This window comes from Agrobacterium sp. DE0009, assembly GCF_007680755.1.
GTDB lineage: Bacteria > Pseudomonadota > Alphaproteobacteria > Rhizobiales > Rhizobiaceae > Agrobacterium > Agrobacterium tumefaciens_B.
Genome location: NZ_VEIU01000006.1, coordinates 215370 through 236564, shown reverse-complemented (window position 1 = coordinate 236564; position 21195 = coordinate 215370). Strand labels below are relative to the sequence as shown.

Sequence of the window (21195 nt, the reverse complement as noted above, 5' to 3'; positions counted from 1 at the left end):
CTCCGAGCAGGTTTACAATCGTCAGGTCCGTGTAGGCCGCGCGCATCGGTCGCCATAGCGATTGCCGTTGATGGTGTTGATCTGATCGTACTCGCCATTCAAGAACATCACGGGCTTTAAGATTTGACCGCCGCTCGGCGCGCGGCGGGCATAGGCGATATTGGCCGCGTCGTTCAAATACCACGCACAGGGTGGGCGAAAGCCATCGGCGTCGAAGTCGGCCGGGGGCCAAAGCGCCGGATCGGGCTTCATCGGGTGCACCGCCGCTTTTGCCGATGGCTTGCCCTGCAACCGCCAAACAATGACGGCTGCTTTAAAAAAATGCGTGTCGAACTCGTCCACATGAGAAGGATTAAAGCACCCATCCTCCATCGATCGTCAGGCTTGACCCGGTCATGTAGGAAGATCCCGGACCGGCGAGATATGACACAAGTTCGGCGATCTCTGCGGGATCGGCGACTCTTTTTAACGGACTGCGGTCGGTGAGAAATTCGATCGACCCGGTGTTCATATCCGTATTCGTCGGTCCGGGCTGAACGTTGTTGACGGTGATTTGTCTCGGAGCGAGATCGAGCGCCAGTCCCTTTACCATGGCCGCGACCGCGGCCTTCGTGAACTGATAGACGCTGCTGCCCTGGAAGCCAGTTCTCTCAGCCGTATTGGAACCGATCGTGACCACTCGGCCGCCGGCCTTCATCTGTGCAACCGCGGCTTGGATCGCAAGGAAGACACCGCGGATATTGACGTCGATCATGAGGTCGAGTTCTTCGAGAGCAACCGCGTCCACCGTATTGATGCGCAGGATGCCGGCGTTCACTACGACGACATCAAGTGGGCCGAGTTCATCCACCGCGGTGCGGACGGCCTCGCTGATCGCGTCGGGATTAGCACTGTCAGCTTGAATTGCGAGGACCTTGCGTCCTGCCGCCTGGATCGAGGAAGCCAGCTCGGAGGCTCTGTCGGCTCGCGACACGTAGGTGAACGCAACGTCGAAGCCGTCCTTGGCTAACCTGCGTACGGACGCCGCGCCAATGCCACGTGCGCCTCCAAATACAAGTGCGGTCTTTCGTTGATTGATCGTCATGATTATCTCCATTTTTGACAGATTAGTCCATAATTAGAAAAGTAAAAACCCGCCCTGTGGGGCAGGCCTTTAGTTCTTGAGCCGCTCCGTCGCGAAGCGGGCCATCGCTTTGAGGTGCGTGCTCGATGCTCCGCCGCGTGCTGCAACTTGGAGACCGCTCATCGTCACCAGCACGAATGCTGCGGCCTCGCCTGGATCGAGTTTCGGGGCTATACTTCCCTGTTGCTGCCCTTCCCGAATTCTCGCCGTGATTTCTCGGGAAAGCAGCTCACCAAAGACATTTCTCCGTTCATTGAGCTCGGCATCCGTCACGCCAAACTCGCCAACCGATCCAACGCCCATGCATCCAAGCGCTCGCTCTTCATCTTCTTCGGCGACAAGACCGGACAGCAAGTTCTTGATACCTTCGATCGGGTTACCGGCGGACAGCCGCTTGAGATGTGCGGAGGTCGTTCTCTTCTGGTACGCATCCAGCGCCTCAAGATATAGCTTTCGCTTGTCGCCAAACGCGCCGTAGAGACTCTGGCGGCCTATTCCCATCGCTTCTCGCAGATCATCCGTGGACGTCGCCGCGAAACCTTTCGCCCAGAACACCCTTAACGCTTTTTCCAGTGCCGCATCGCGGTCGAATTCTCTCGGTCTTGCCATGCAAGCGATCTATCAATTATGGACAGGTCAGTCAATAACATTTAGAACCCGAGGTAGAGACGCCGGGGCCTGCGGTTGCAGGAACTTGAGTTCGAAGGCGTCGATAATCATCAAGCGGGTTCGATGAGACACTGCAAATTAACACGGCGATGAATAGCTACGCGGATGGGCGCCAGCGACTCCGATCCTTCAATAGTTGAGCGACCAAAACATCTCTGCCGACAAGCGCTTCCAACCGCTCGCTATAAGAGCCATTCAAGAGTGAGGTGGAACGGCCAGCAGACCGTACCTCACTATCGTTCAGCCCTTGGTCATCACGCCGACAAACCCGGCGAGCGCCGAAGGTTCACTCGATGTTGGGTCATAAACGCAAGGGGCTGCAAATAGCGACGCGCTCATGAGCAGAACGAAGAGAACCCGCATGTCGATGCTCCTAGATCACGCGGAGTTCGACATTGATATTCCCCCGCGTCGCCTTCGAATAGGGGCAGATCTAATGTGCGTCATGGATGATAGCTCGCGCGGTTTCCCGGTCCATGCCCGGCAGGCTGACGTTCAGACGGGCCTAAAGGAAGAATTCGCCCTCTTTCGTTCCGAGATCCACTTCTGCATCGACGGTGGTGTCCGCGGGAAGACGCAACTGCCGCTTTGCAGCAGCTCGGGTCATGGCGCCGATAAAGCAGATTGCTGCAAGCCACGCCGTTTTCGCCTCTCAGCCGGAGAAGGTCGCCAACGTCATAGATGAGGCTGCAAAGGCTCTCTCGCGATAAAGTGTTTCAACCGTTGATTTCACAGGCGGCCGCGTTTGAAAAAGCGCGGCCATTTTCATGTTCGGCTTTGTTCGCGCAGATCAAACTGCCGGCTGATACCGACCCCTCCGGAAAGACACGGTCATGGCTGACGGCGATCATTGAGCCGTCGTAGGCTCTCGGGCCGGCCTCTACGATCTCTTGATGATATTCGAACCCAAGAACCCCGGCAGACTAATCCAGATCCAATTGCTTTCATTCGTCAAATTAGAGATTTATTTTTTTATTAGTCGTTCTTTTTCCGTAATAGGACTCGGGACTTTTCTATTTTGTCAGCCAGTAGAATGCCGAACGTGCGATGGACTGAAGGTTGATACTGCCTTTGGACGGCATCAACGCCCGTCGCCCAAAATTTCTAACATTTCAATAATGGATCAGTGCATTATGGCGGAGAGGGTGGGATTCGAACCCACGATACCCTTGCAGGTATGCCGCATTTCGAGTGCGGTGCATTCGACCACTCTGCCACCTCTCCGCATGCGCGAACGCTTGCGTTGCGCGCTCCTCATAAACATCAATGGCGGGGCTGACAAGGGGAATTTCGTCTTTGTGTCACAATTTGTTGGTTATGACTGAGGCGAAGAAATTGAAAGTCATTGTTGCGCATTTTGAGGCGACTAACGCGGTTGAGCTAGCCTTGGGTCATCCCGTTCGTAGCCGTTTCAGAGCCGCTGAAGTTGAGGCAAGAGAGTTCACATTTGCTTCGGCCAGCGTCTTCCCACCGAATTGCTGATATCCATCACCTTGATCGCCAAGCTATAGTTCGTTGAACGAGAGAGCAGCGATGCGTTTACCCCCGGTAGCTGTTCGGCGGTTCATGACTGAATGTTTGCGGGAGCGGGCGTCGCCCTTCTGGGCGCTATCAGCGTCCGTGGTTTGCCTGATAGGGGCGGGGAGTTAGGGGCTGCCGGCTTTGCCGCCTGCCGATATCGTGTTTCTCTCCAGGGCGAGGACACCGGCACATGCATCGGCGATCAAGGCTTCGGTCGCGGCGGTATCGGGCGTCGGTGCCCAGTCAGATTAGTATGGTTTCCGTCCGAATATCTGCTCATCACTGCGTTTTCCAGGTTTCCAGCAGCATCGTTACGAATTTTTCGGCGGCGGGCGAAAGGGCGCCGCTTCGCCTTTGGACGATACCGATCGTGCGCGAGACTACAGGGTTGACGATCGGTCGCGTGATCAAAAAAGGGTGATCGTCCTGTGGTGTTGCCAGTCGCGGCAGGACCGAAATCCCGAGCCCGGCTTCGACGAGCCCGAGCGACGTGTTCAGGTGCGTGACTTCGTAGAACCAGTTCAGCTTTAGATTGTGTCTCGCAAGGGCTCCGTCGAGTAGCGTCCTGTTGCCGCTGGAGCGGTCGACGACGACCAGCGGGTGAGGCTCGAGTTGGCTCCACTCAATGGTTTCAAAAGCCGCCAGCGGATGATCTTTCCGCATCGCAAGGACGAAAGGATCATCGATCAGCGGTTCGAATGACAACTCCGGGTCCGAGTTGCCCATCAGGTTGATGCCAAATTCCACTTCGCCTCTTGCGACCGCCTGAAGGCCCTCATTCGCCGTCAAGTCTCTTATCCGCAGCCTGATATGCGGATATTGCTGGCTGAACGTCTTGATAACCGTTGGCAAAAAATAGAAGGCGGCCGTGGGAACGCAGGCCATGGTGATAAGGCCGCGCCGTTGCGCACCGTCCTTCATCGCAAAAAGCGATCCGTCAAATTCCTCGAGCATACGCCGAACGAGCGGCATGACTTCCTGTCCCATGGCAGTGGGAGCTACATGGCGCGTCGTACGTTCCAGAAGCGGTGCCCCGATCGCCTGCTCAAGTTTTTGAATGCGGCGCGTCAACGCCGGCTGCGAAATATGCAAGGCGTCAGCCGCTCGGTGAAAGCTTTCGAGCTCAACCACCGCCTGAAAAGCCCGCAAGTCGAGAATTTCGCAATTAATGCTCATTTTGCAATAATACCTCCGAACATTGCATTTAACAGATTACACTTCTTTCCCCATATTGCAACAACTCGGCGCATTGATCCGCCTAACGCAATACTGAGGCTACCCTTATGAACGATCTGCTCAAGATACCCTGTGTGCTGATGCGCGGCGGAACATCGCGTGGACCGTTCTTTCTCGCTTCCGATCTGCCCCGTGATCAAGCTCAACGGGACGCGGCCCTGCTCTCCATCATGGGTTCAGGCCACCCCCTGCAGATCGACGGCATTGGTGGTGGAAATCCGGTAACGTCGAAAGTGGCCATCATCGGTCCCTCCACGGTCAAAGGCGCCGATATCGATTATCTTTTTGCGCAGGTTCGCACCGATCGGCAATATGTCGATTACTCCCCAAATTGCGGAAATATGCTGGCTGCTGTCGGCCCCTTCGCAATCGAGGCGGGACTTGTCGAGGCCAAGGGCAACGACACGCTGGTGCGCATTCACAACGTGAACACCGGTAAGCTGATCGAGGCGAAAGTCCCGACACGCGGCCGCGAGGTGATTTATCTCGGTGACGCTTCGATCGATGGCGTACCGGGGCTTGCCGCGCCGATCGCGCTGACGTTCATGGATGCTGCCGGTGCGAAAACCGGTAAGTTGCTGCCGACCGGCAATGCTGTCGACATGATCGACGGCGTGGCGGTGACGGCAATCGATTGCGCCATTCCGATGGTGCTTATGCGCGCCATCGATCTTGGCGTCACCGGTTATGAGCAACCACAGGCACTTACCGACAACCGCGATCTTATCGAGCGGATGAGCCGCATTCGTGTCGAAGCCGGTAAGCTGATGGGCATGGGGGACGTGACGGATATGGTGATTCCAAAGCCGGTGCTGATCGCGCCTGCGCGCAAAGGCGGCACGCTCTCGGTCCGATATTTCATGCCGAATGATTGCCATCCCGCCCTTGCGACGACAGGCGCTGTCGGCATCGCGACCGCCGCGGTGACGCCAGGGTCTGTTGCCTATGATGTGGCTGGAGGACTGTCCGTGCCCGCACTCGTCCGTATCGAACATCCGGCTGGTCGGCTCGATGTTCAGCTGGAAATGCGCAGTGGCGCAATAACGGCTGGCCTCGTCAGAACCGCACGCAGACTTTTCGAAGGCTTTGCCTTTGCCAAACCCATCGCTGCAATTGAAGACGCAGCTTAAATACAGCCATATTGAGACAAAACATGAAACAGGGAGGAGACCCTCATGCGTAAATTTTTGCTTGCAACAGCAGCGCTCTGTTCGCTGGCAGCATCTGCTAATGCCGAATCCGTCAGGATGAGCGTAGGTTCCTATAACCTCAATAACCTGCCTTTCCCGGTGGCGGCGAGCCTCGGCTTCTACAAGGAAGAGGGGCTGGATGTCACCACTGAGAACTTCGCCCAGGGCGGCTCCAAGGTGCTTCAGGCACTCGTGGCCGGCTCAACCGACGTCGCCGTCGGGTTCTATGACCACACGATCCAGATGCAGTCGCAGAACAAGCACGTTGTTGGCTTCGTGCAGCTGGCGCGCAATTCCGGTCTGGTTCTCGCCGGTAAGAACGACACCGATTTCGACCCGGCCAAGCCTGAAACGATCAAGGACAAGAAAGTGGGCATCACTTCGCCCGGTTCTTCGTCGGACTTCTTCATTCGCTACTACATCAAGCAGCACAATCTCAGCGACAACGATATCTCCATCATCGGTGTCGGCTCGGGCGCCGCGGCCGTGGCCGCCCTGCAGCAGGGCAAGATTGATCTGCTCGTCAACTACGACCCTGCCGCGACCATCGTTGTGGAGCGTGGACTTGGCAAGATCCTCATCGATGCCCGCAGTGATCAGGGTGCAAAGGACGTCTATGGTGGCATCTATCCAACATCGGTCCTCTACGCGACGCAGTATTACATCGATGCCAATCCCGAGGTGATCCAGAAGGTCACCAACGCGACGGTTCGCGCGCTGCACTGGATGAAGCAGCATTCGGCGGAAGAAATCGTCGCGAAGCTCCCCGATGATTTCGTGTCTGGCGACAAGCAGACCTACATCAAGGCCGTGGAAGCGGCGAAAGCGATCTTCTCCGAAGACGGAAAGTTCGAGCCTGCCGACCTCGAAACGCCGCTTGCGGTTCTGAAAAGCTTCAACGACGCTGTTGCCAAGGCGACCATCGATCTCAACACCACCTACACCAACAAGTTCGTCGAGGCCGCGGCTTCGAAGGGCGGAAACTGAGGATCTGCCATGTCTTCGCCAGTGAGAAAGCTAGAGCCCGTGACGGAACTCAAACCCCAGCCAATGGTCGCAATCGATGACGTAACGATGGCATTTGGTGCCTTCGTTGCCGTCCAGAATGTCAATCTCAAGGTCGGCGATGGGGAGTTTCTCTCCATCGTCGGTCCAACCGGGTGCGGAAAATCCACCATCCTCAACGCCATCGCCGGCCTGCTGAAGCCCGCACAGGGCACGGTTTCTATCGATGGTGCCACCGTTCAGGGCGTGCAGAATAATATCGGCTACCTATTCCAGCAGGATGCGCTTCTTCCCTGGAAGACGGCATATCAGAACGTGGAACTGGGGCTGCTATTCCGGGGCGTCGCCGAAGAGGAACGTCGCGCCAAGGTAACGGCCTGGCTCGGAAAGGTTGGACTGAAAGGTTTTGGCGACCGTTTCCCGCACCAGCTCTCAGGCGGCCAGCGCAAACGCGTGCAGATGGCGCAGGCGCTGATCACCGAGCCGAAGGTTATCCTCATGGATGAGCCCTTCTCGGCCCTGGACATTCACACGCGCCACCTGATGCAGAACGAATTGCTGCGGCTCTGGCAGGAAGACCGGCGCGCGGTGGTGATGATCACCCACGATCTGGAAGAGGCAATTGCTCTCGGGGATCGCGTCGTCGTCCTCGCCGCCGGCCCTAAGAGCCGCGTTATCGAGAGTTTCCCCGTCGATCTCGAACGGCCTCGCAACGTCGCCGAAATCAAACTCGATCCTAAATTCATGACGCTCTACCGCGATATCTGGGCGTCCCTGCGTGGCGAAGTGGAGAAAAGCTATGCAAGCCGTTAATATTCGTATCATCCAGGTTGTTCTCCTGGTCGTTCTCTTGGGCGGATGGCAGGTCGGTGTTTCGTCAGGCGCCATCGATCGCTTCTTCTTCCCGGCGCCCTATGATATTGTCAAACAGGTCATCGCCTGGGTCGCCGACACAGGGTTTTATAAACACGTCGGCATCACGCTCAGCGAGACGGTGCTTGGCTATGTCATCGGCACCGGTCTCGGCGTCGGTGCTGGCGTCTGGCTCGGCCTCAGCCCCTTCGTCGCCCGTGTGCTTGATCCGTTCATCAAGGCCGTGAACGCTATTCCCCGTGTCGTTCTAGCCCCGATCTTCGTGCTCTGGCTCGGGCTTGGCCTTTGGTCGAAAGTTGCCCTTGCCGTCACGCTGGTTTTCTTCGTCACCTTCTTCAACGCCATGCAGGGTGTGCGCGAAGTGAACCCGGTCGTACTTTCGAATACGCATATTCTGGGCGCCAAGCGCTCGGATCTGCTGCGCCACGTCTATTTCCCGGCAGCGGCCAGCTGGATCCTGTCATCGCTTCGCACATCCGTCGGCTTTGCGGTGGTTGGCGCGATCATCGGTGAATATCTCGGAGCCTCCGCCGGCCTCGGCTACCTGATTGCCCGCTCGGAAGGCAACTTCGATGCCGTCGGCGTCTTCGCCGGCATCATCATCCTCGCGGTCTTCGTTCTTATCATCGACCTCATTCTCGATGTGGCAGAGAAGAAGCTGATTACGTGGAGACCGAATGCGGGGGAGGAGCGGCCCGCCTGACCGGACCAGGATAAAGGTGCTTCAATGCAGGGGGGCGGTCATTGACCGCCTCCTTTTTTATGCGGGTTTGGCCGGCTGATAGGAAGTCTTCGGATCAATCGGATTGGAGACGGGCGAGTGTTGAACATATTTTCGGGAAAGCTTCCCTCGGTTTCTACCTCGCGGTAGAACCAAGTCTTAAGCCAAGGCCGTGCGTCTTTCTTTTCTGTCTCACACCCATTTTCGCCGTAAATCGTCGGGCATCCACCTTCATGGCAAATCGTATAACTTTTGAAGCCAGACCAGATTTACCGGATGTCCGGATGTCGAATGGCCTGGCCGCGGTCTTCATCGACGTCCTTGTTCTCGCGGGGTCGTCTCTGGCTCAGACGGTTCGGGAGCAGGCGCTGACGGCCTGGATAGCCTCGAGAGATCAAACGGTTCTCGGTATAGGCGCGGCGGGCTTCGATATCGCTCAAATCCCATGGAGTTTCGCTGATTATGCCGCGGATCGGACGTTCTTTTTCCGCATGATCAAGGCAGCGAAATCGAAAACGGCGTGGGAAAAGCTTGACTATCTGCCAAATGAACAAGTGCTGATGCCATGCCTGCACTGCTTTCAGACATTGCTGGCCGCCTTCACACTGGAAGATATTCCCGCCTACGAGCCGATTTCATCGTTCACCGTCGACTTTGAACGCTGCCAGAAACACGGCATCATCAAGCACGCCCATGGATGCGTTCTCTGCAATGGGCAATGACTGGACGATCTACCCGCGCCATCACCCTTGGCGAATGTGATGCGGCACGATGATATAACGACCGCCTTGGTCTAGCTGATCCGGATCGACGAGGGCCTTTTCGTTCGCGCGCCGTAAGATATCGCATATATCTGTTCGCTGGTAAGGACCTTACAGGTCACATATAACATCCGTCCCTTCGAATGAGGATAGGATGCCCATGTTCAAGAGTTGTGTCTGGCACAATGAACCGCAGCAATGGTCGCTTGACGATCATGCCCTCAACGTTACGACCAACAAGGGCTCTGATTTCTGGCGCGAGACCTATTACGGTTTCACGCGCGACAGCGGCCATTTCTTCGGCATGCAATGTCAGGGCGATTTTACGGCGTCGTTGCGGATAGAGGCGCGTTATGAGGAACTCTATGATCAGGCGGGCATCATGGTTCGCATCGATGAGCGGCACTGGATCAAAGCGGGTATCGAGCTGTCGGATGGTGCCGCCTGCATTGGCAATGTCCTGACGCTTGGTCGTTCCGACTGGTCGACCACGACCTATGCCGGGGACCCATCCGATCTCTATCTCCGTGTCACTGTTGCCGACGGCGTGCTGCGTATCCAGACATCCGCGGACAGGCTCCGGTGGCCGCTTCTGAAACTTTGCCCCTTCCCGAAAGCGCAGTACTATCAGGTCGGCCCCATGTGTTGCACACCGGAACGCGAGGGGCTTGAGGTCCGGTTTTCTGAGTTCCGTGTCGAGCCTCCCCTCGGCAAGGCCCTTCATGACCTCACCTGAGCGACGTTGCAACGGTCAGACGTTGAGGTAGGCCCGGATGGTCGCAGCAACGTCTGCCGATGCCTGCCTCTCGCTGGAAGCCATCGGTGATGCAGAAGCACCCGATGTGGTGGGCTGGCCGCTGATGTCTGCGCTGCCGTGGAGATGAAGGAGGCGATATCCTGCACTGAACCGTTCGTGGTTTTGGCGCTGTTCAGCGCGGAAACCTGCGCGGTCGTCATGCCTCCGACCTGGCCTGGTGTGAAGGCTGACGCTTGAGATGCCTTCAGGGCTGCGAGCGTGCCGGTGCTCAAGCCAGAGACGGCGCTCGAACTCAAGCTGATGATCTGCTCTTGGAAAACGCCATGAGATCGTCTCAGCCAAGCGCCGCTGCGTGCACGGCGTTGAGGGCACTGATCTGAGGCAGCGATAATGCGCCGACCTGCGCGGATCCCATTGCCGCGACCTGACCATAACTCAGAGATGCCACCTGGCTTGTTGTAAGAGCGGCGATGTCCTGAGAAGACAGGGAGCTCACGACGGCGGTGGTCACTCCCTTGATTGCCGTCGAACTGATGGCTGCGAGTTCCGCGGTTGAGAATGTTGCGATATCCTCCACCGTCAATCCGGCCGAACTCAGGGCGGCGATCTGGCCGGTGGAGAGCGCTTCGATCTGGTCTGTGCCAAAGGCGGAGACCTGATCGCTCGTCAGTCCGGCAATGCCAGCCGTGCCAAACGCTGCGACCTTAGATGTGCGGCGAATTCTTCGGTTGAGAAGGTCGAGAGCATCTCCACAGAAAGGCCCTTCAGAGCGTCCGAAGTCATGGCTCCGATCTGACGGACGGAGAATGCCTGAACCTGTTCGACGCTGAGCGCAGCAGCCTGCGTGCTCGTCAAACCTGCGATCGCCTTGGCGTCGAGAGCTGCAACCTGTTTCGAGGTGAGGGCGGCAATCTGGGCTGTCGCCAGAGCGCTGACCTGAGTCGTGCTGAATGCCGCGATCTGATTCGTTGTCAGTCCCGGCATGACTGCCACGCTCAAGGCATTAATCTGAGTTGTCGTTAACGAAGCCACTATTGCCGTCGAAAGGCCGGGCACCGCACTGGAGCTGATGGCGGCTAGTTCGGCGGCGGTGAATGTACCGATATCATCGACATCCAGGGCCGCAATCTGGCTTGAGCCGAGTGCGCCAATCTGAACGTTGGTGAGGGTGCCGACCTGTGCGGTGCTCAGCGCCGCGATCTGTTCGGCCGTCATGCCGGCTATGCCGGCGGCGCTGAGGGCTGCGATCTGAGAAGGTGGAAGCGACGCAATATTGCTGGCCGAAAGTGCCGCGATCTGCCGGGACGTTAGCGCGCTCATCTGTGCGCTGGTGAAGGCCTCGATCTGACTGGTTCCGAGCGCCGCGATCTGGCCGGTGGTTAGGCCGGGCAGGGTCGCCGTGCCCAGCGCCGCGATCTGAGCCATCTTCAACGACGCGATTGCCGCCGTCGACAGGCCTGAGACTGCCGATGAGCTGATGGAGGCCAGCTCTGCCGTGGTGAAGGTATCAAGTCCATCGGCGCGCAGGGCTGCAACCTCTCTGGCGCGCAGAGCGCCGATCTGAACGCTGTTTAGGGCCTCGACCTGAGACGTTTTGAGGGCCGCGATCTGGTTCGCGCTCAAGCCCGCTATGCCTGCGGTGCCGATGGCCGCGATCTGGCCCGCAGAAAAAGCGGCGATGCTGACAAGGCTGAGGGCGCCGACCTGCCGGGAGGTAAGCGCACCAACCTGAGCGCTGGTCAACACGTCCACCTGATCCTTGGTAAGGGCGGTCACCTGTCCAGTGCTCAGCGCCGCGATGCCCGCCGTACTCAAGGCTGCGATCTGAGCCGTGCTCATCGAGGCGATCATGTTCGTTGACAGCCCTGCTATGGCATTCGGATTGATCGCCGCAATATCCTTGGGCGTAAAGGTGGCAACGTGGTTAGTACCAAGAACCGCAATCTGCCGCGAGTTGAGGGCGCCAATCTGGCTTTCGGTCAACGCGTCGATCTGCCCGGGAGAGAGGGCAGCGATCTGCTCGGTGGTCAGGCCCGCGATGCCGGCTGCACTGAAGGCTGAAATCTGCGCCACCGAAAGCGCGGCGATGTCACCAACGCTGAGAGCCGCAACCTGTCTCGAAGTGAGCCCACCAATCTGCGTATCGTTCAGGATTTTCACCTGATCGGCCGTCAAGCCGGCGACTTGTCCTGATGTCATCGCTCCGATTGCAGTTGCACTCAGAGCTGCGATCTGGGCCGTGGACAGCGGCGGCGACCTGTGCGGCGGTAAGCGCGGCAACCTGTCCGCTGGTCAAAGCTTCAACCTGGGCGGCGCTCAAGGACGCGACCTGCGTGGGGCTGAGGGCGCCAATGCAGGCTGCGCTCAGTGCTGCGATCTGGCCCGTCGTCAGCGCCGCTATTGTCTCCGCCGACAATCCGGCGATGGCGCTCGAGCCGATCGCCGCAATGTCTTTGGTCGAGAATGTCGCAATGGCGTCCGCGCTTAAAGCCGCTATCTGTCTGGAGCTTAAGGCATTGATCTGCTCTGCATTCAGAGCCTCGATCTGGCCGCTGCTCAGCACAGCGATCTGCGCGATGCTTAAGGCGCCGATGCTTTGCGTGCCAAGGGCCGCGATCTGAGATGTCGTTAGAGAGGCCAGGGTTTTGGCCGACAGTCCGCCAATCGCGCCTGAACTGATCGCGGCAATGTCCTTGGTGGTGAATTTTGCGAGATCGTCCGTGCCGAGGTGCGCAATCTGAGCCGAGCTGAGATCGAGGATTTGCGCACTCGTCAGGGCCTCGGCCTGTCTTGTGCTGAAGGTGTCAAGATGCTGCGACGTCAGCCCCGCGATGCCAGCAGCACTCAGGGCGGCGATCTGGCCGGTTGAAAGGGCGGCGATGGCATCCGTGCCCAGCGTGGCGACCTGTGCCGCGCTCAATCGTGCTATCTGTTTCGTCGATAGTCTGGAGATTTGATCGGTGGTCAGAGCGGCATTCTGGTTGCTGGTAAGGCCCGCCATGCCAGAGAGGCTCACCGCCGCGAGCTGGGCCTCGGAGAGCGCCGCGATCGCGTCCGTGCTCAGCGCTGCGATCTGGCCTGAGGCGAGGGCCGCGATCTGGCCGGTCGTCAGGGCCGAGAACTGCTCGATGCTGAGAGCCGCAATCTGATCAGCGGTGAAGCCTCTGATCGCCAAGGCGTTCAGCAGGGATGTCTGGCTGGGGGACAGGGCGGCCACATCATTGCCGAGCGCGGCGACCTGCGCCGCGCTCAATGTCTTGATTTGGGCATTGGAAAACTGGCCGAGCTGGGCGCCGCTGAGCGCCTCTATCTGACCGGAGGTCAGCCCGGAAATCGCAAGGGTGTCAGGGCGGCTATCTGGCTTGCGGTCAGGGCCGCAATGACATCCGTGTTCAGACCCGCCACGGATCTGCTACTGATCGCTGCTATCTCCAAGGTCGAGAATGTCGCGAGGTCCTCGGAAGTCAGTGCTGCAATTTGCAATGCATTGAGCGAATTCACCTGTGCCCGGGAAAGGGCCTCCACTTGAAGGGTGCTCAAAGCTTCGAGCTGATCTGCGGTCAGGCCGCCAATCGCGCTTGTTGTCAGCGCCGCGATCTGGGCGATGGTCAGCGCGGCTATGGCGCCCGTGGACAGGCCCGCCAAAGCCCTGCTTGTGATCGCGGCAATATCGGCGGTCGAGAAGGTTGCAATGGCCTGCGCGCTCAGGGTCGCAAGCTGGGTCGAGCTTAGCGACCTCACCTGCGCCGATGACTGAGCCTCAACCTGCTTCGTGCTCAGGGCCTCGATCTGATCGTCAGTCAGGTTGGTGATCACCGATGTGTTGAGGCGGCGATCTGGGCGGTCGACAGCGCCGCGCTCAGTGCCCTCACCTGTGCCGGTGTCACCTCAGCGCGCGACCGGCACGCTTCGAGCGTTCCTGGCGGCTCACTCATACGGAGAAGCAGGCTGTGCGTGGGTATTAACCCAGTGTCACCATGTGGGACGGCAATTGCTCTTCGAAGAATTTCGAGAAGGTCGCTATGCGGGGCGGCAGGGCCTGATAGGGCGGATAATAGAGGGTCAGCCAGAGTTCCGGCGGCGTCCAGCCGGGCAGCACATGGACGAGGCGGCCACTGTGGATATGCTGTGCGATGTTGAAGCCCGGCAGCAAGGCGACACCTGCGCCATCCGCGGCCATGTCGGCCAGGACTTCGCCGCTATTGGCGCTGAAGGCACGGCCCGCCGTGATCGTAATGCTCGATCCACCGTCCGACAGAACCCAGTTCTCCCGCCGACTCTCACCACTATAGGCAAGGCAATCGTCAGGCGTCAGTTCGGCCGGATGCCTCATCTGTTCGAACCGGCTTCCCGGGGCCGCCACTAGGATGCGCGGCACCGCCCTGATCTTGCGCCAGATGGTGAATTTGTCCGATGGGGCGGACGAGATACGGATCGCCAGATCGTAGTCATCGTCCACAATGTTGACGAGGCCATCCGACAGCGAGATTTCAAAACACATTTTTGGATAGAGTTCCCGGAAACCCGACAGGATCGGCGGCAGCACCGTCTTGCCGAGCCATGTAGGCGCGCTGATCCGCAGGCGTCCTTCGTCGGCCTTGTGGGCGTTGCGAACATCTCGACGGGCATTCTCCAAAGCCTCGACCGCGGGCTGGATTTGTGCGGCGAAGATGGCGCCGTCCGTCGTGAGAGATACCTGACGGGTGGTGCGGACGAATAATTGTACGCCAAGATCATCTTCAAGCGCTGCAATCGCGCGTGTGACGGCCGCTGCCGTCATGCCCAGCTCACGGGCGACCTGCGCAAAGTTGCGTTTTTCGGCCGCCATCAGGAAGGTTTTCAGTGCCTTATAATCGTTCATCGCCATTATTTCAAAAATCGCAATTCATTCGACAGAAATATTGCAATTCTGCGATGCAATCAAGTGGGTTACATCTCTCTCCATCGAAACAAACACAGCGACCACGAAAGGCGCCGATGATGATCAAGGATATCAAGGGCCTGCACCACGTTACCTCGATGGCGTCGGATGCGCGGCAGAACAACAGCTTTTTCATTGATACGCTCGGCCTGCGCAGGGTCAAGAAAACCGTCAACTTCGATGAGCCAAGCGTCTATCACCTTTATTACGGTGACGAAACGGGAACCCCGGGCACGGTGATGACCTACTTTCCCTTCGCCAACATGATGGCCGGCCGTCCGGGCGTTGGCGAAGTGGGCGAGACCCAGTTTTCCGTTCCCAAGGGTTCGCTCGGCTTCTGGAAAGATCGACTGATCGCCAAGGGCACTGCCGGCCTCCAGGCTGACACGGTCTTCGGTGCCCAGCGTCTGCGCTTCACCGGTCCGGATGGCGACGGCCTCGCGCTGATCGAAACGGACAATGATGCTCGCGCTCCATGGCTTGCCGAGGGCATCTCTGAAGACCACGCCATACGCGGCTTCACCGGCGCAAGGTTTAATCTCAACGACACGGCCGCGACCGAGGAACTGCTTCGCTTCATGGGATACGAGCGCGCCGATGCAGAAGGCGATGTGACGCGCTTTGTCATCCCCGGCGGCAACGGGGCCGATACGATCGATCTTGCAGCTCTGCCGAAGACGCCGTTTGCGCGGCCCGGAGCCGGTTCAGTCCACCACATCGCTTTTGCGGTCGAAAACCGTGAAAAGCAGCTGGAGGTGCGCAAGGCGCTGATGGATACGGGCTATCAGGTAACCCCTGTCATAGACCGCGACTACTTCTGGGCGATCTACTTCCGCACACCGGGTGGCATCCTGTTCGAAATCGCTACGAATGAACCGGGTTTCGATCGCGACGAGGATACCGCGCATCTGGGCGAAGCGCTGAAGCTGCCGACCCAGTACGAGCCTTTCCGCAACCAGATCGAGGCAAACCTCACGCCTCTTGCGGCATAAAGCGGGTCTCTGATCCGCCTCCACTGACCAACTTGGCTCCAAGTTTTTGAAGCGGCTGCCCCTGCCGGGCAGTCGACCGGCGAAGCCCTGTCAATTTCACCGCCGTCGATCGGCAATCACCACCTGAACGGAGAACCACCATGTCCAAACTCGAAGTCCTTACTCCCGCCAACAGCCAGCTCATCTTCATCGACCAGCAGCCACAAATGGCTTTCGGCGTGCAGTCGATCGATCGCCAGACCCTGAAGAACAATGTTGTAGGTCTCGCCAAGGCGGCAAAAATCTTCAACATCCCGACGACAATCACCACGGTGGAAACGGAAAGCTTCTCCGGCAACACGTTCCCTGAACTACTGGCTGTCTACCCGGAGAACGACATCCTTGAGCGCACCTCCATGAACTCCTGGGACGACCAGAACGTCCGCGATGCGCTGGCGAAGAATGCCGCCAATGGCCGCAAGAAGATCGTCGTCTCCGGTCTTTGGACGGAAGTGTGCAACACGACCTTTGCGCTCTCGGCCCTGCATGATGTTCCAGATTATGAGATCTACATGGTCGCCGATGCTTCCGGCGGCACTTCGTCCGACGCCCACAAATATGCGATGGACCGCATGGTTCAGGCCGGTGTCATTCCCGTCACCTGGCAGCAGGTGCTGCTCGAATGGCAGCGCGACTGGGCACACAAGGAAACCTACGACGCCGTGACGTCGCTGGTGAAGGAACATTCCGGCGCGTACGGCATGGGCATCGATTATGCCGTCACCCATGTCCATGGCGGTGCAGAGCGTGTCAAACATGGCAAGCGCATCGGCCCGAACCCGGCCAAGAAATAAGCTTTCAACAGATCGCACCGGCAGGATCATCATCCAGCCGGTGCGGCTTCAACCTGTCGAGGAGGTTTCCATGAAAGTCTATCTTCTGTCACTTGGCGCCGGCCTATTGGTCGGCATTGTTTACAGCCTGCTCAACGTGCGCTCCCCCGCGCCGCCCGTCATCGCGCTCGTCGGTCTGCTCGGCATTCTGGTTGGAGAGCAGATCATACCCTTCGCGAAGACGATTGTCGGCAAAGAACCGGCTGCAGTCTCCTGGATCAACCAGATCAAACCGCATATGTTCGGCCATATGCCCAGAGGTGGCGCTGAAGCATCCGACCTTGCCGAAGTCAAACAGACCATCAACCGGGAGAAAAGCTGATGCCGACACGACGCACTTTCCTCGGCGCGGCATCCAGTCTCGCCTTTTCGAATCTGTTTTCACCGGCTAAGGCCGCTGATCCCATCAAGAGCGGAGCTTCGTCCATGCATCCAGATACCATCCTTCACAATGGCCGCGTCACGACACTTGATCGTGGCAATCCGAATGCAACGGCAGTCGCGATCAAGGATGGCCTGTTTCTCGAGGTGGGAAGCGATGCCGAGGTCATGGCCCTTGCCGGGCCGGAAACGAAGATCATCGATCTCAAGGGCAAGCGCGTGCTGCCCGGTCTGATCGACAACCACACTCACGTCGTGCGTGGCGGCCTGAACTTTAATATGGAACTGCGCTGGGACGGCGTGCGCTCGCTTGCAGATGCCATGGACATGCTGAAACGCCAGGTCGCGATAACGCCAGCTCCGCAATGGGTGCGCGTCGTTGGCGGTTTTACCGAGCACCAATTCGTCGAAAAGCGTCTGCCGACCATCGAAGAGATCAATGCGGTGGCGCCGGATACGCCGGTGTTCCTTCTGCATCTCTATGACCGGGCGCTGCTGAACGGTGCCGCCCTTCGCGCCGTTGGCTACACCAGGGATACGCCGAACCCGCCCGGCGGCGAGATCACCCGCGATGCCAACGGCAATCCCACAGGCCTGCTGCTCGCCAAGCCGAATGCCGGCATTCTCTATTCGACGCTTGCCAAGGGTCCAAAACTACCTCTCGATTATCAGGTCAATTCCACCCGCCATTTCATGCGCGAGTTGAACCGGCTGGGTGTGACCGGCGTGATCGACGCCGGCGGCGGCTTCCAGAACTATCCGGATGATTACGAGGTAATCCAGAAGCTGTCGGATGAGAACCAGATGACGGTTCGGCTGGCCTACAACCTCTTCACGCAGAAGCCGAAACAGGAAAGGGAAGACTTCCTCAACTGGACGCAGTCGGTCAAATACAAGCAGGGCAACGATTATTTCCGGCATAATGGTGCGGGAGAAATGCTCGTCTTTTCCGCGGCCGATTTCGAGGATTTTCGTCAGCCGCGGCCCGATATGCCGCCGGAGATGGAAGGCGAGCTTGAAGATGTTGTCCGGATACTCGCGGAAAACCGCTGGCCCTGGCGTCTGCATGCCACCTATGACGAGACCATTTCGCGGGCGCTGGATGTCTTCGAAAAGGTCAATCGTGATATCCCGCTCGAAGGACTGAACTGGTTCTTCGACCATGCTGAAACCATCTCCGATCGCTCCATCGACCGTATTGCTGCGCTTGGCGGCGGCATCGCCACCCAGCACCGCATGGCCTATCAGGGCGAATATTTCGTCGAGCGTTATGGCCAGGGCGTGGCTGAAGCTACACCACCGATCCGGCGCATGCTCGACAAGGGTGTGAACGTTTCGGCCGGAACGGACGCAACGCGCGTTGCATCCTACAATCCGTGGGTGTCGCTGTTCTGGATGGTAACCGGCAAGACAGTCGGCGGCATGCAGCTTTATCCGCGCGCCAATTGTCTCGACCGCGAAACGGCACTGCGCATGTGGACGGAAAACGTCACCTGGTTCTCCAATGAAGTAGGCAAGAAGGGCCGCATCGAGAAGGGCCAGTTCGCCGATCTCGTGGTGCCGGACAAGGACTTCTTCTCCTGCGCGGAAGACGAAATCTCCTTCCTCACCTCGGAACTAACCATGGTGGGTGGCAAGATCGTCTATGGCGCCGGGGACTTCAAGGCACTGGACGAAAGCAATATTCCGCCGGCCATGCCCGATTGGTCGCCAGTACGCAAGTTCGGCGGCTATGCAGCCTGGGGTGAACCGGATGGTGCGGGCGCCCGTTCGCTGCGCCGCACGGCCATCTCCACCTGCGGCTGTGCCAGCGATTGCGGTGTCCATGGCCATGACCATGCCGGTGCCTGGACGTCGAAACTGCCGATTGCCGATCTCAAAGGTTTCTTCGGCGCCTTGGGCTGCTCCTGCTGGGCGGTATAAGCCTGATCGACAAAGGAAACCCACTCATGGGCGGCGCATGTGCCGCCCATGGGAAAAGACCAATAGCCAAACAAAGAGAATATTTCAAAATACGCAATTATATCGAAACTATTGATGCAATTGTTGTCGATAATCCATCGCGCCAATATCGCTCCATCAGATGAACGCAAGCGCCGCTCGAACTGACCGGCCAGATCGCAGGAGCACTTTATGACCGAGCCCTCTTCAACCCTTCGCCTTCGGGGCGTCCTTGCGGATATCATTGCCGCACCCGCCACAAAAACCCTTGCGCTTCTTGCGCTTTGCTCGGCCTATATTCAGGGGCCGCTGACGAAGATTTTCGACTTTCCGGGGGCGATTGCCGAGATGAACCATTTTGGGCTCCAGCCAGCATTCGCATTCGCCGTCGTCGTCATCCTGTTCGAACTCACTGCCTCCGCTCTGGTCGTGTCGGGCTTCCTGCGCTGGGCCGGAGCCTTGGCACTCGCAGGCTTCACTCTTCTCGCCACCTTCATCGCTCTCCGCTTCTGGGAAATGTCGCCCGGCGTGGATCGCATGATGGCCACCAATGCTTTCTTTGAACATCTTGGCCTTGCTGGCGCCTTCATCACTGTCGCTGCAATCGATCTCACGAAAGGAACAGGCAAATGAGCGCCGCAAAATCCTCGGCGAGCAGTTTTGCTCCGCTTGCGCAACCCGTCTTCGCGGTCCTCTGGGCCGCCACGGTACTCGGCAATACCGGCAGCTTTATGCGCGATGTCGCCAGTTCCTGGCTGATGACCGATCTATCTGCCTCTCCGGCTGCCGTCGCCATGGTGCAGGCAGCCGGAACCCTGCCGATCTTTCTTCTGGCGATCCCGGCCGGCGTGCTGACCGATATTCTCGACCGCCGCAAGTTCCTGATCGCAGTTCAGCTGTTGCTGGCCTCTGTCAGCGTCACCCTTATGGTCCTTGCGCACACCGGCCTGTTATCCGTCAGCGCCCTGATCGGTCTCACCTTCCTCGGCGGTATCGGTGCCGCCCTGATGGGGCCGACCTGGCAGGCCATCGTGCCGGAACTGGTGAAGCGCGAGGATATCAAGAGCGCCGTGGCTCTGAACTCGCTCGGCATCAATATTGCCCGTTCCATCGGTCCGGCTGCCGGCGGCATCCTGCTTGCGGCCTTCGGCGCGGCCTTTACCTACGGCGCGGATGTCGCCAGTTACTTCGTCGTCATCGCCGCCCTTCTGTGGTGGCCGCGGGTAAAGAACGCTGATGATGCCCTGGCCGAAGGTTTCCTCGGCGCATTCCGGGCCGGCCTTCGATACACCCGTGCCAGCAAGCCACTGCATGTCGTGCTGCTGCGGGCGGCGATCTTCTTTGCTTTTGCCAGCGCGGTCTGGGCGCTGCTTCCCCTTGTTGCCCGGCAATTGCTCGGCGGAGACGCGAGCTTTTATGGCATCCTGCTCGGTGCTGTCGGCGCTGGCGCCATCGGCGGCGCGCTGGTCATGCCGAAGCTGCGCGAACGTTTCGATGCAGATGCCCTGCTTCTCGGTGCTGCCGTCATTACCGCACTGGTCATGGCCGCGCTTTCACTCGCTCCGCCAAAGTGGCTTGCGACCATCGTCCTGCTGTTCCTCGGCGGCGCATGGATCACAGCCCTGACGACGCTGAATGGGGCAGCCCAGGCAGTTCTGCCGAACTGGGTGCGTGGCCGTGGCCTTGCTGTCTATCTGACCGTCTTCAATGGCGCAATGACAGCCGGTAGCCTTGGCTGGGGTACTGTTGGTGAAGCCACGGGCGTGCCGGGAGCATTGCTGATCGGCGCTGCGGGACTGCTGGTTGCGGGCCTTATCATGCACCGCCTCAAACTGCCTGCGGGCGATGCGGATATGGTGCCTTCCAACCACTGGCCGGAACCGCTCGTCGCCGAGCCGGTGGCCCATGATCGCGGCCCGGTTCTGATCCTGATCGAATATAATGTCAAAAAGCATCACCGCTCCGCTTTCCTGCATGCACTCGACGAACTCTCCCAGGAACGTCGCCGCGATGGCGCCTATGGCTGGGGTGTGACGGAAGACTCCGCCGATCCACAGAAGATCGTCGAATGGTTCATGGTGGAATCCTGGGCGGAACATCTTCGCCAGCACAAGCGGGTCTCCAATGCCGACGCAGATTTGCAGGGCAAGGTGCTGGCTTATCATTCCGGGCTGGAAAAGCCTGTCGTGCGCCACTTCCTGACGATCAACCGTCCGGGCAAGGCATAAGCAG

Annotated in this window: 21 protein-coding genes, 1 tRNA gene and 3 pseudogenes; 12 read left to right on the top strand and 13 right to left on the bottom strand. The window is 58.8% G+C overall.

The annotated features are described in order from the left end of the window. Positions 1-21: 21 nt before the first annotated feature. The 7 genes and pseudogenes from FS804_RS19955 to FS804_RS19925 all read right to left on the bottom strand — a co-directional run bounded on the left by FS804_RS19955 (position 22) and on the right by FS804_RS19925 (position 4489). The gene (locus FS804_RS19955) at positions 22-342 is read right to left on the bottom strand and encodes a hypothetical protein (protein WP_186376921.1); all 321 of its coding nucleotides are present in this window, start codon (positions 340-342) and stop codon (positions 22-24) included. A gap of 10 nt (positions 343-352) precedes the next feature. Next, complete coding sequence (locus FS804_RS19950) at positions 353-1084, bottom strand: SDR family NAD(P)-dependent oxidoreductase (RefSeq protein WP_144578620.1); 732 nt, start codon at positions 1082-1084, stop codon at positions 353-355. Positions 1085-1153: 69 nt separating this feature from the next. Next, entirely contained in the window at positions 1154-1732 is a 579-nt protein-coding gene (locus tag FS804_RS19945) for a TetR/AcrR family transcriptional regulator (RefSeq protein WP_144578619.1), read from the bottom strand. Between the two features lie 493 nt (positions 1733-2225). After that, positions 2226-2414: pseudogene (locus tag FS804_RS25215) on the bottom strand (OsmC family protein); the annotation flags it as partial. A 94-nt stretch (positions 2415-2508) separates the two neighbouring features. After that, positions 2509-2643, bottom strand: a complete 135-nt coding sequence (locus FS804_RS25400; protein ID WP_256366759.1) for a hypothetical protein — start codon at positions 2641-2643, stop codon at positions 2509-2511. 283 nt (positions 2644-2926) lie between these two features. After that, positions 2927-3016, bottom strand: a tRNA-Ser gene (locus FS804_RS19935). A 576-nt stretch (positions 3017-3592) separates the two neighbouring features. Continuing rightward, complete coding sequence (locus FS804_RS19925; RefSeq protein WP_063947056.1) at positions 3593-4489, bottom strand: LysR family transcriptional regulator; 897 nt, start codon at positions 4487-4489, stop codon at positions 3593-3595. Between the two features lie 107 nt (positions 4490-4596). On the opposite strand from FS804_RS19925, the gene FS804_RS19920 reads away from it, so the two are divergent. From FS804_RS19920 to FS804_RS19895, 6 genes are all read left to right on the top strand, one after another. Then, positions 4597-5679 carry a 4-oxalomesaconate tautomerase gene (locus FS804_RS19920; protein ID WP_144578618.1) on the top strand — a complete coding sequence of 361 codons (1083 nt, stop codon included), beginning with the start codon at positions 4597-4599 and terminating at the stop codon, positions 5677-5679. Positions 5680-5724: 45 nt separating this feature from the next. Next, on the top strand, positions 5725-6726 hold the full coding sequence (locus tag FS804_RS19915) for an ABC transporter substrate-binding protein (protein WP_186376920.1): 1002 nt from the start codon (positions 5725-5727) through the stop codon (positions 6724-6726). A gap of 63 nt (positions 6727-6789) precedes the next feature. Beyond that, positions 6790-7557: an ABC transporter ATP-binding protein gene (locus tag FS804_RS19910; RefSeq protein ID WP_186376928.1), complete on the top strand. Its 768-nt coding sequence runs from the start codon at positions 6790-6792 to the stop codon at positions 7555-7557. After that, positions 7544-8320, top strand: coding sequence for an ABC transporter permease (locus FS804_RS19905; protein ID WP_144578616.1), 777 nt, complete (start codon positions 7544-7546; stop codon positions 8318-8320). The genes FS804_RS19910 and FS804_RS19905 overlap by 14 nt, the downstream gene beginning before the upstream one ends. Positions 8321-8361: 41 nt before the next feature. Beyond that, on the top strand, positions 8362-9060 hold the full coding sequence (locus FS804_RS19900) for a hypothetical protein (RefSeq protein ID WP_144578615.1): 699 nt from the start codon (positions 8362-8364) through the stop codon (positions 9058-9060). A 199-nt stretch (positions 9061-9259) separates the two neighbouring features. Continuing rightward, on the top strand, positions 9260-9835 hold the full coding sequence (locus FS804_RS19895) for a DUF1349 domain-containing protein (RefSeq protein ID WP_144578614.1): 576 nt from the start codon (positions 9260-9262) through the stop codon (positions 9833-9835). 355 nt (positions 9836-10190) lie between these two features. Here FS804_RS19895 and FS804_RS25200 read toward each other — a convergent pair whose 3' ends face one another. The 6 genes and pseudogenes from FS804_RS25200 to FS804_RS19885 all read right to left on the bottom strand — a co-directional run bounded on the left by FS804_RS25200 (position 10191) and on the right by FS804_RS19885 (position 14717). After that, complete coding sequence (locus FS804_RS25200) at positions 10191-10526, bottom strand: hypothetical protein (RefSeq protein ID WP_246665910.1); 336 nt, start codon at positions 10524-10526, stop codon at positions 10191-10193. After that, entirely contained in the window at positions 10523-12031 is a 1509-nt protein-coding gene (locus tag FS804_RS25025) for a hypothetical protein (protein WP_186376918.1), read from the bottom strand. Before FS804_RS25025 ends, FS804_RS25200 begins: the two co-directional genes overlap by 4 nt. A 30-nt stretch (positions 12032-12061) precedes the next feature. Further along, positions 12062-12136: pseudogene (locus FS804_RS25195) on the bottom strand (hypothetical protein); the annotation flags it as partial. 25 nt (positions 12137-12161) lie between these two features. Beyond that, positions 12162-13073, bottom strand: a pseudogene (locus FS804_RS25020) (ice nucleation-like protein); the annotation flags it as partial. Positions 13074-13177: 104 nt separating this feature from the next. After that, positions 13178-13672, bottom strand: a complete 495-nt coding sequence (locus FS804_RS25015; RefSeq protein WP_186376916.1) for a hypothetical protein — start codon at positions 13670-13672, stop codon at positions 13178-13180. 145 nt (positions 13673-13817) lie between these two features. Next, positions 13818-14717, bottom strand: coding sequence for a LysR family transcriptional regulator (locus FS804_RS19885; RefSeq protein WP_063947063.1), 900 nt, complete (start codon positions 14715-14717; stop codon positions 13818-13820). Between the two features lie 119 nt (positions 14718-14836). Here FS804_RS19885 and FS804_RS19880 point away from each other — a divergent pair, with 119 nt between their 5' ends. From FS804_RS19880 to FS804_RS19855, 6 genes are all read left to right on the top strand, one after another. Beyond that, on the top strand, positions 14837-15769 hold the full coding sequence (locus FS804_RS19880) for a ring-cleaving dioxygenase (protein WP_144578637.1): 933 nt from the start codon (positions 14837-14839) through the stop codon (positions 15767-15769). Between the two features lie 140 nt (positions 15770-15909). Further along, positions 15910-16602, top strand: coding sequence for a hydrolase (locus FS804_RS19875; protein WP_063947064.1), 693 nt, complete (start codon positions 15910-15912; stop codon positions 16600-16602). Positions 16603-16672: 70 nt separating this feature from the next. Next, positions 16673-16963: a XapX domain-containing protein gene (locus FS804_RS19870; RefSeq protein WP_144578613.1), complete on the top strand. Its 291-nt coding sequence runs from the start codon at positions 16673-16675 to the stop codon at positions 16961-16963. Further along, positions 16963-18945: an amidohydrolase gene (locus FS804_RS19865; RefSeq protein ID WP_144578612.1), complete on the top strand. Its 1983-nt coding sequence runs from the start codon at positions 16963-16965 to the stop codon at positions 18943-18945. The genes FS804_RS19870 and FS804_RS19865 overlap by 1 nt, the downstream gene beginning before the upstream one ends. Positions 18946-19155: 210 nt before the next feature. Beyond that, positions 19156-19596, top strand: a complete 441-nt coding sequence (locus tag FS804_RS19860; protein WP_144578611.1) for a DoxX family protein — start codon at positions 19156-19158, stop codon at positions 19594-19596. After that, positions 19593-21191, top strand: coding sequence for an MFS transporter (locus tag FS804_RS19855; protein WP_144578610.1), 1599 nt, complete (start codon positions 19593-19595; stop codon positions 21189-21191). The genes FS804_RS19860 and FS804_RS19855 overlap by 4 nt, the downstream gene beginning before the upstream one ends. Positions 21192-21195: the final 4 nt, after the last annotated feature.

Excerpts from the sequence above, each read along its gene's own strand:
- FS804_RS19910 (WP_186376928.1), top strand. The coding sequence starts at position 6,790 with ATGGTCGCAATCGATGACGTAACGATGGCATTTGGTGCCTTCGTTGCC.
- FS804_RS19925 (WP_063947056.1), bottom strand. The coding sequence starts at position 4,489 with ATGAGCATTAATTGCGAAATTCTCGACTTGCGGGCTTTTCAGGCGGTG.
- FS804_RS25400 (WP_256366759.1), bottom strand. The coding sequence starts at position 2,643 with ATGATCGCCGTCAGCCATGACCGTGTCTTTCCGGAGGGGTCGGTATCA.
- FS804_RS19895 (WP_144578614.1), top strand. The coding sequence starts at position 9,260 with ATGTTCAAGAGTTGTGTCTGGCACAATGAACCGCAGCAATGGTCGCTT.
- FS804_RS19870 (WP_144578613.1), top strand. The coding sequence starts at position 16,673 with ATGAAAGTCTATCTTCTGTCACTTGGCGCCGGCCTATTGGTCGGCATT.
- FS804_RS19860 (WP_144578611.1), top strand. The coding sequence starts at position 19,156 with ATGACCGAGCCCTCTTCAACCCTTCGCCTTCGGGGCGTCCTTGCGGAT.
- FS804_RS19885 (WP_063947063.1), bottom strand. The coding sequence starts at position 14,717 with ATGAACGATTATAAGGCACTGAAAACCTTCCTGATGGCGGCCGAAAAA.
- FS804_RS19875 (WP_063947064.1), top strand. The coding sequence starts at position 15,910 with ATGTCCAAACTCGAAGTCCTTACTCCCGCCAACAGCCAGCTCATCTTC.
- FS804_RS19905 (WP_144578616.1), top strand. The coding sequence starts at position 7,544 with ATGCAAGCCGTTAATATTCGTATCATCCAGGTTGTTCTCCTGGTCGTT.
- FS804_RS19855 (WP_144578610.1), top strand. The coding sequence starts at position 19,593 with ATGAGCGCCGCAAAATCCTCGGCGAGCAGTTTTGCTCCGCTTGCGCAA.
- FS804_RS19920 (WP_144578618.1), top strand. The coding sequence starts at position 4,597 with ATGAACGATCTGCTCAAGATACCCTGTGTGCTGATGCGCGGCGGAACA.
- FS804_RS19865 (WP_144578612.1), top strand. The coding sequence starts at position 16,963 with ATGCCGACACGACGCACTTTCCTCGGCGCGGCATCCAGTCTCGCCTTT.
- FS804_RS19945 (WP_144578619.1), bottom strand. The coding sequence starts at position 1,732 with ATGGCAAGACCGAGAGAATTCGACCGCGATGCGGCACTGGAAAAAGCG.
- FS804_RS19950 (WP_144578620.1), bottom strand. The coding sequence starts at position 1,084 with ATGACGATCAATCAACGAAAGACCGCACTTGTATTTGGAGGCGCACGT.
- FS804_RS19915 (WP_186376920.1), top strand. The coding sequence starts at position 5,725 with ATGCGTAAATTTTTGCTTGCAACAGCAGCGCTCTGTTCGCTGGCAGCA.
- FS804_RS19880 (WP_144578637.1), top strand. The coding sequence starts at position 14,837 with ATGATCAAGGATATCAAGGGCCTGCACCACGTTACCTCGATGGCGTCG.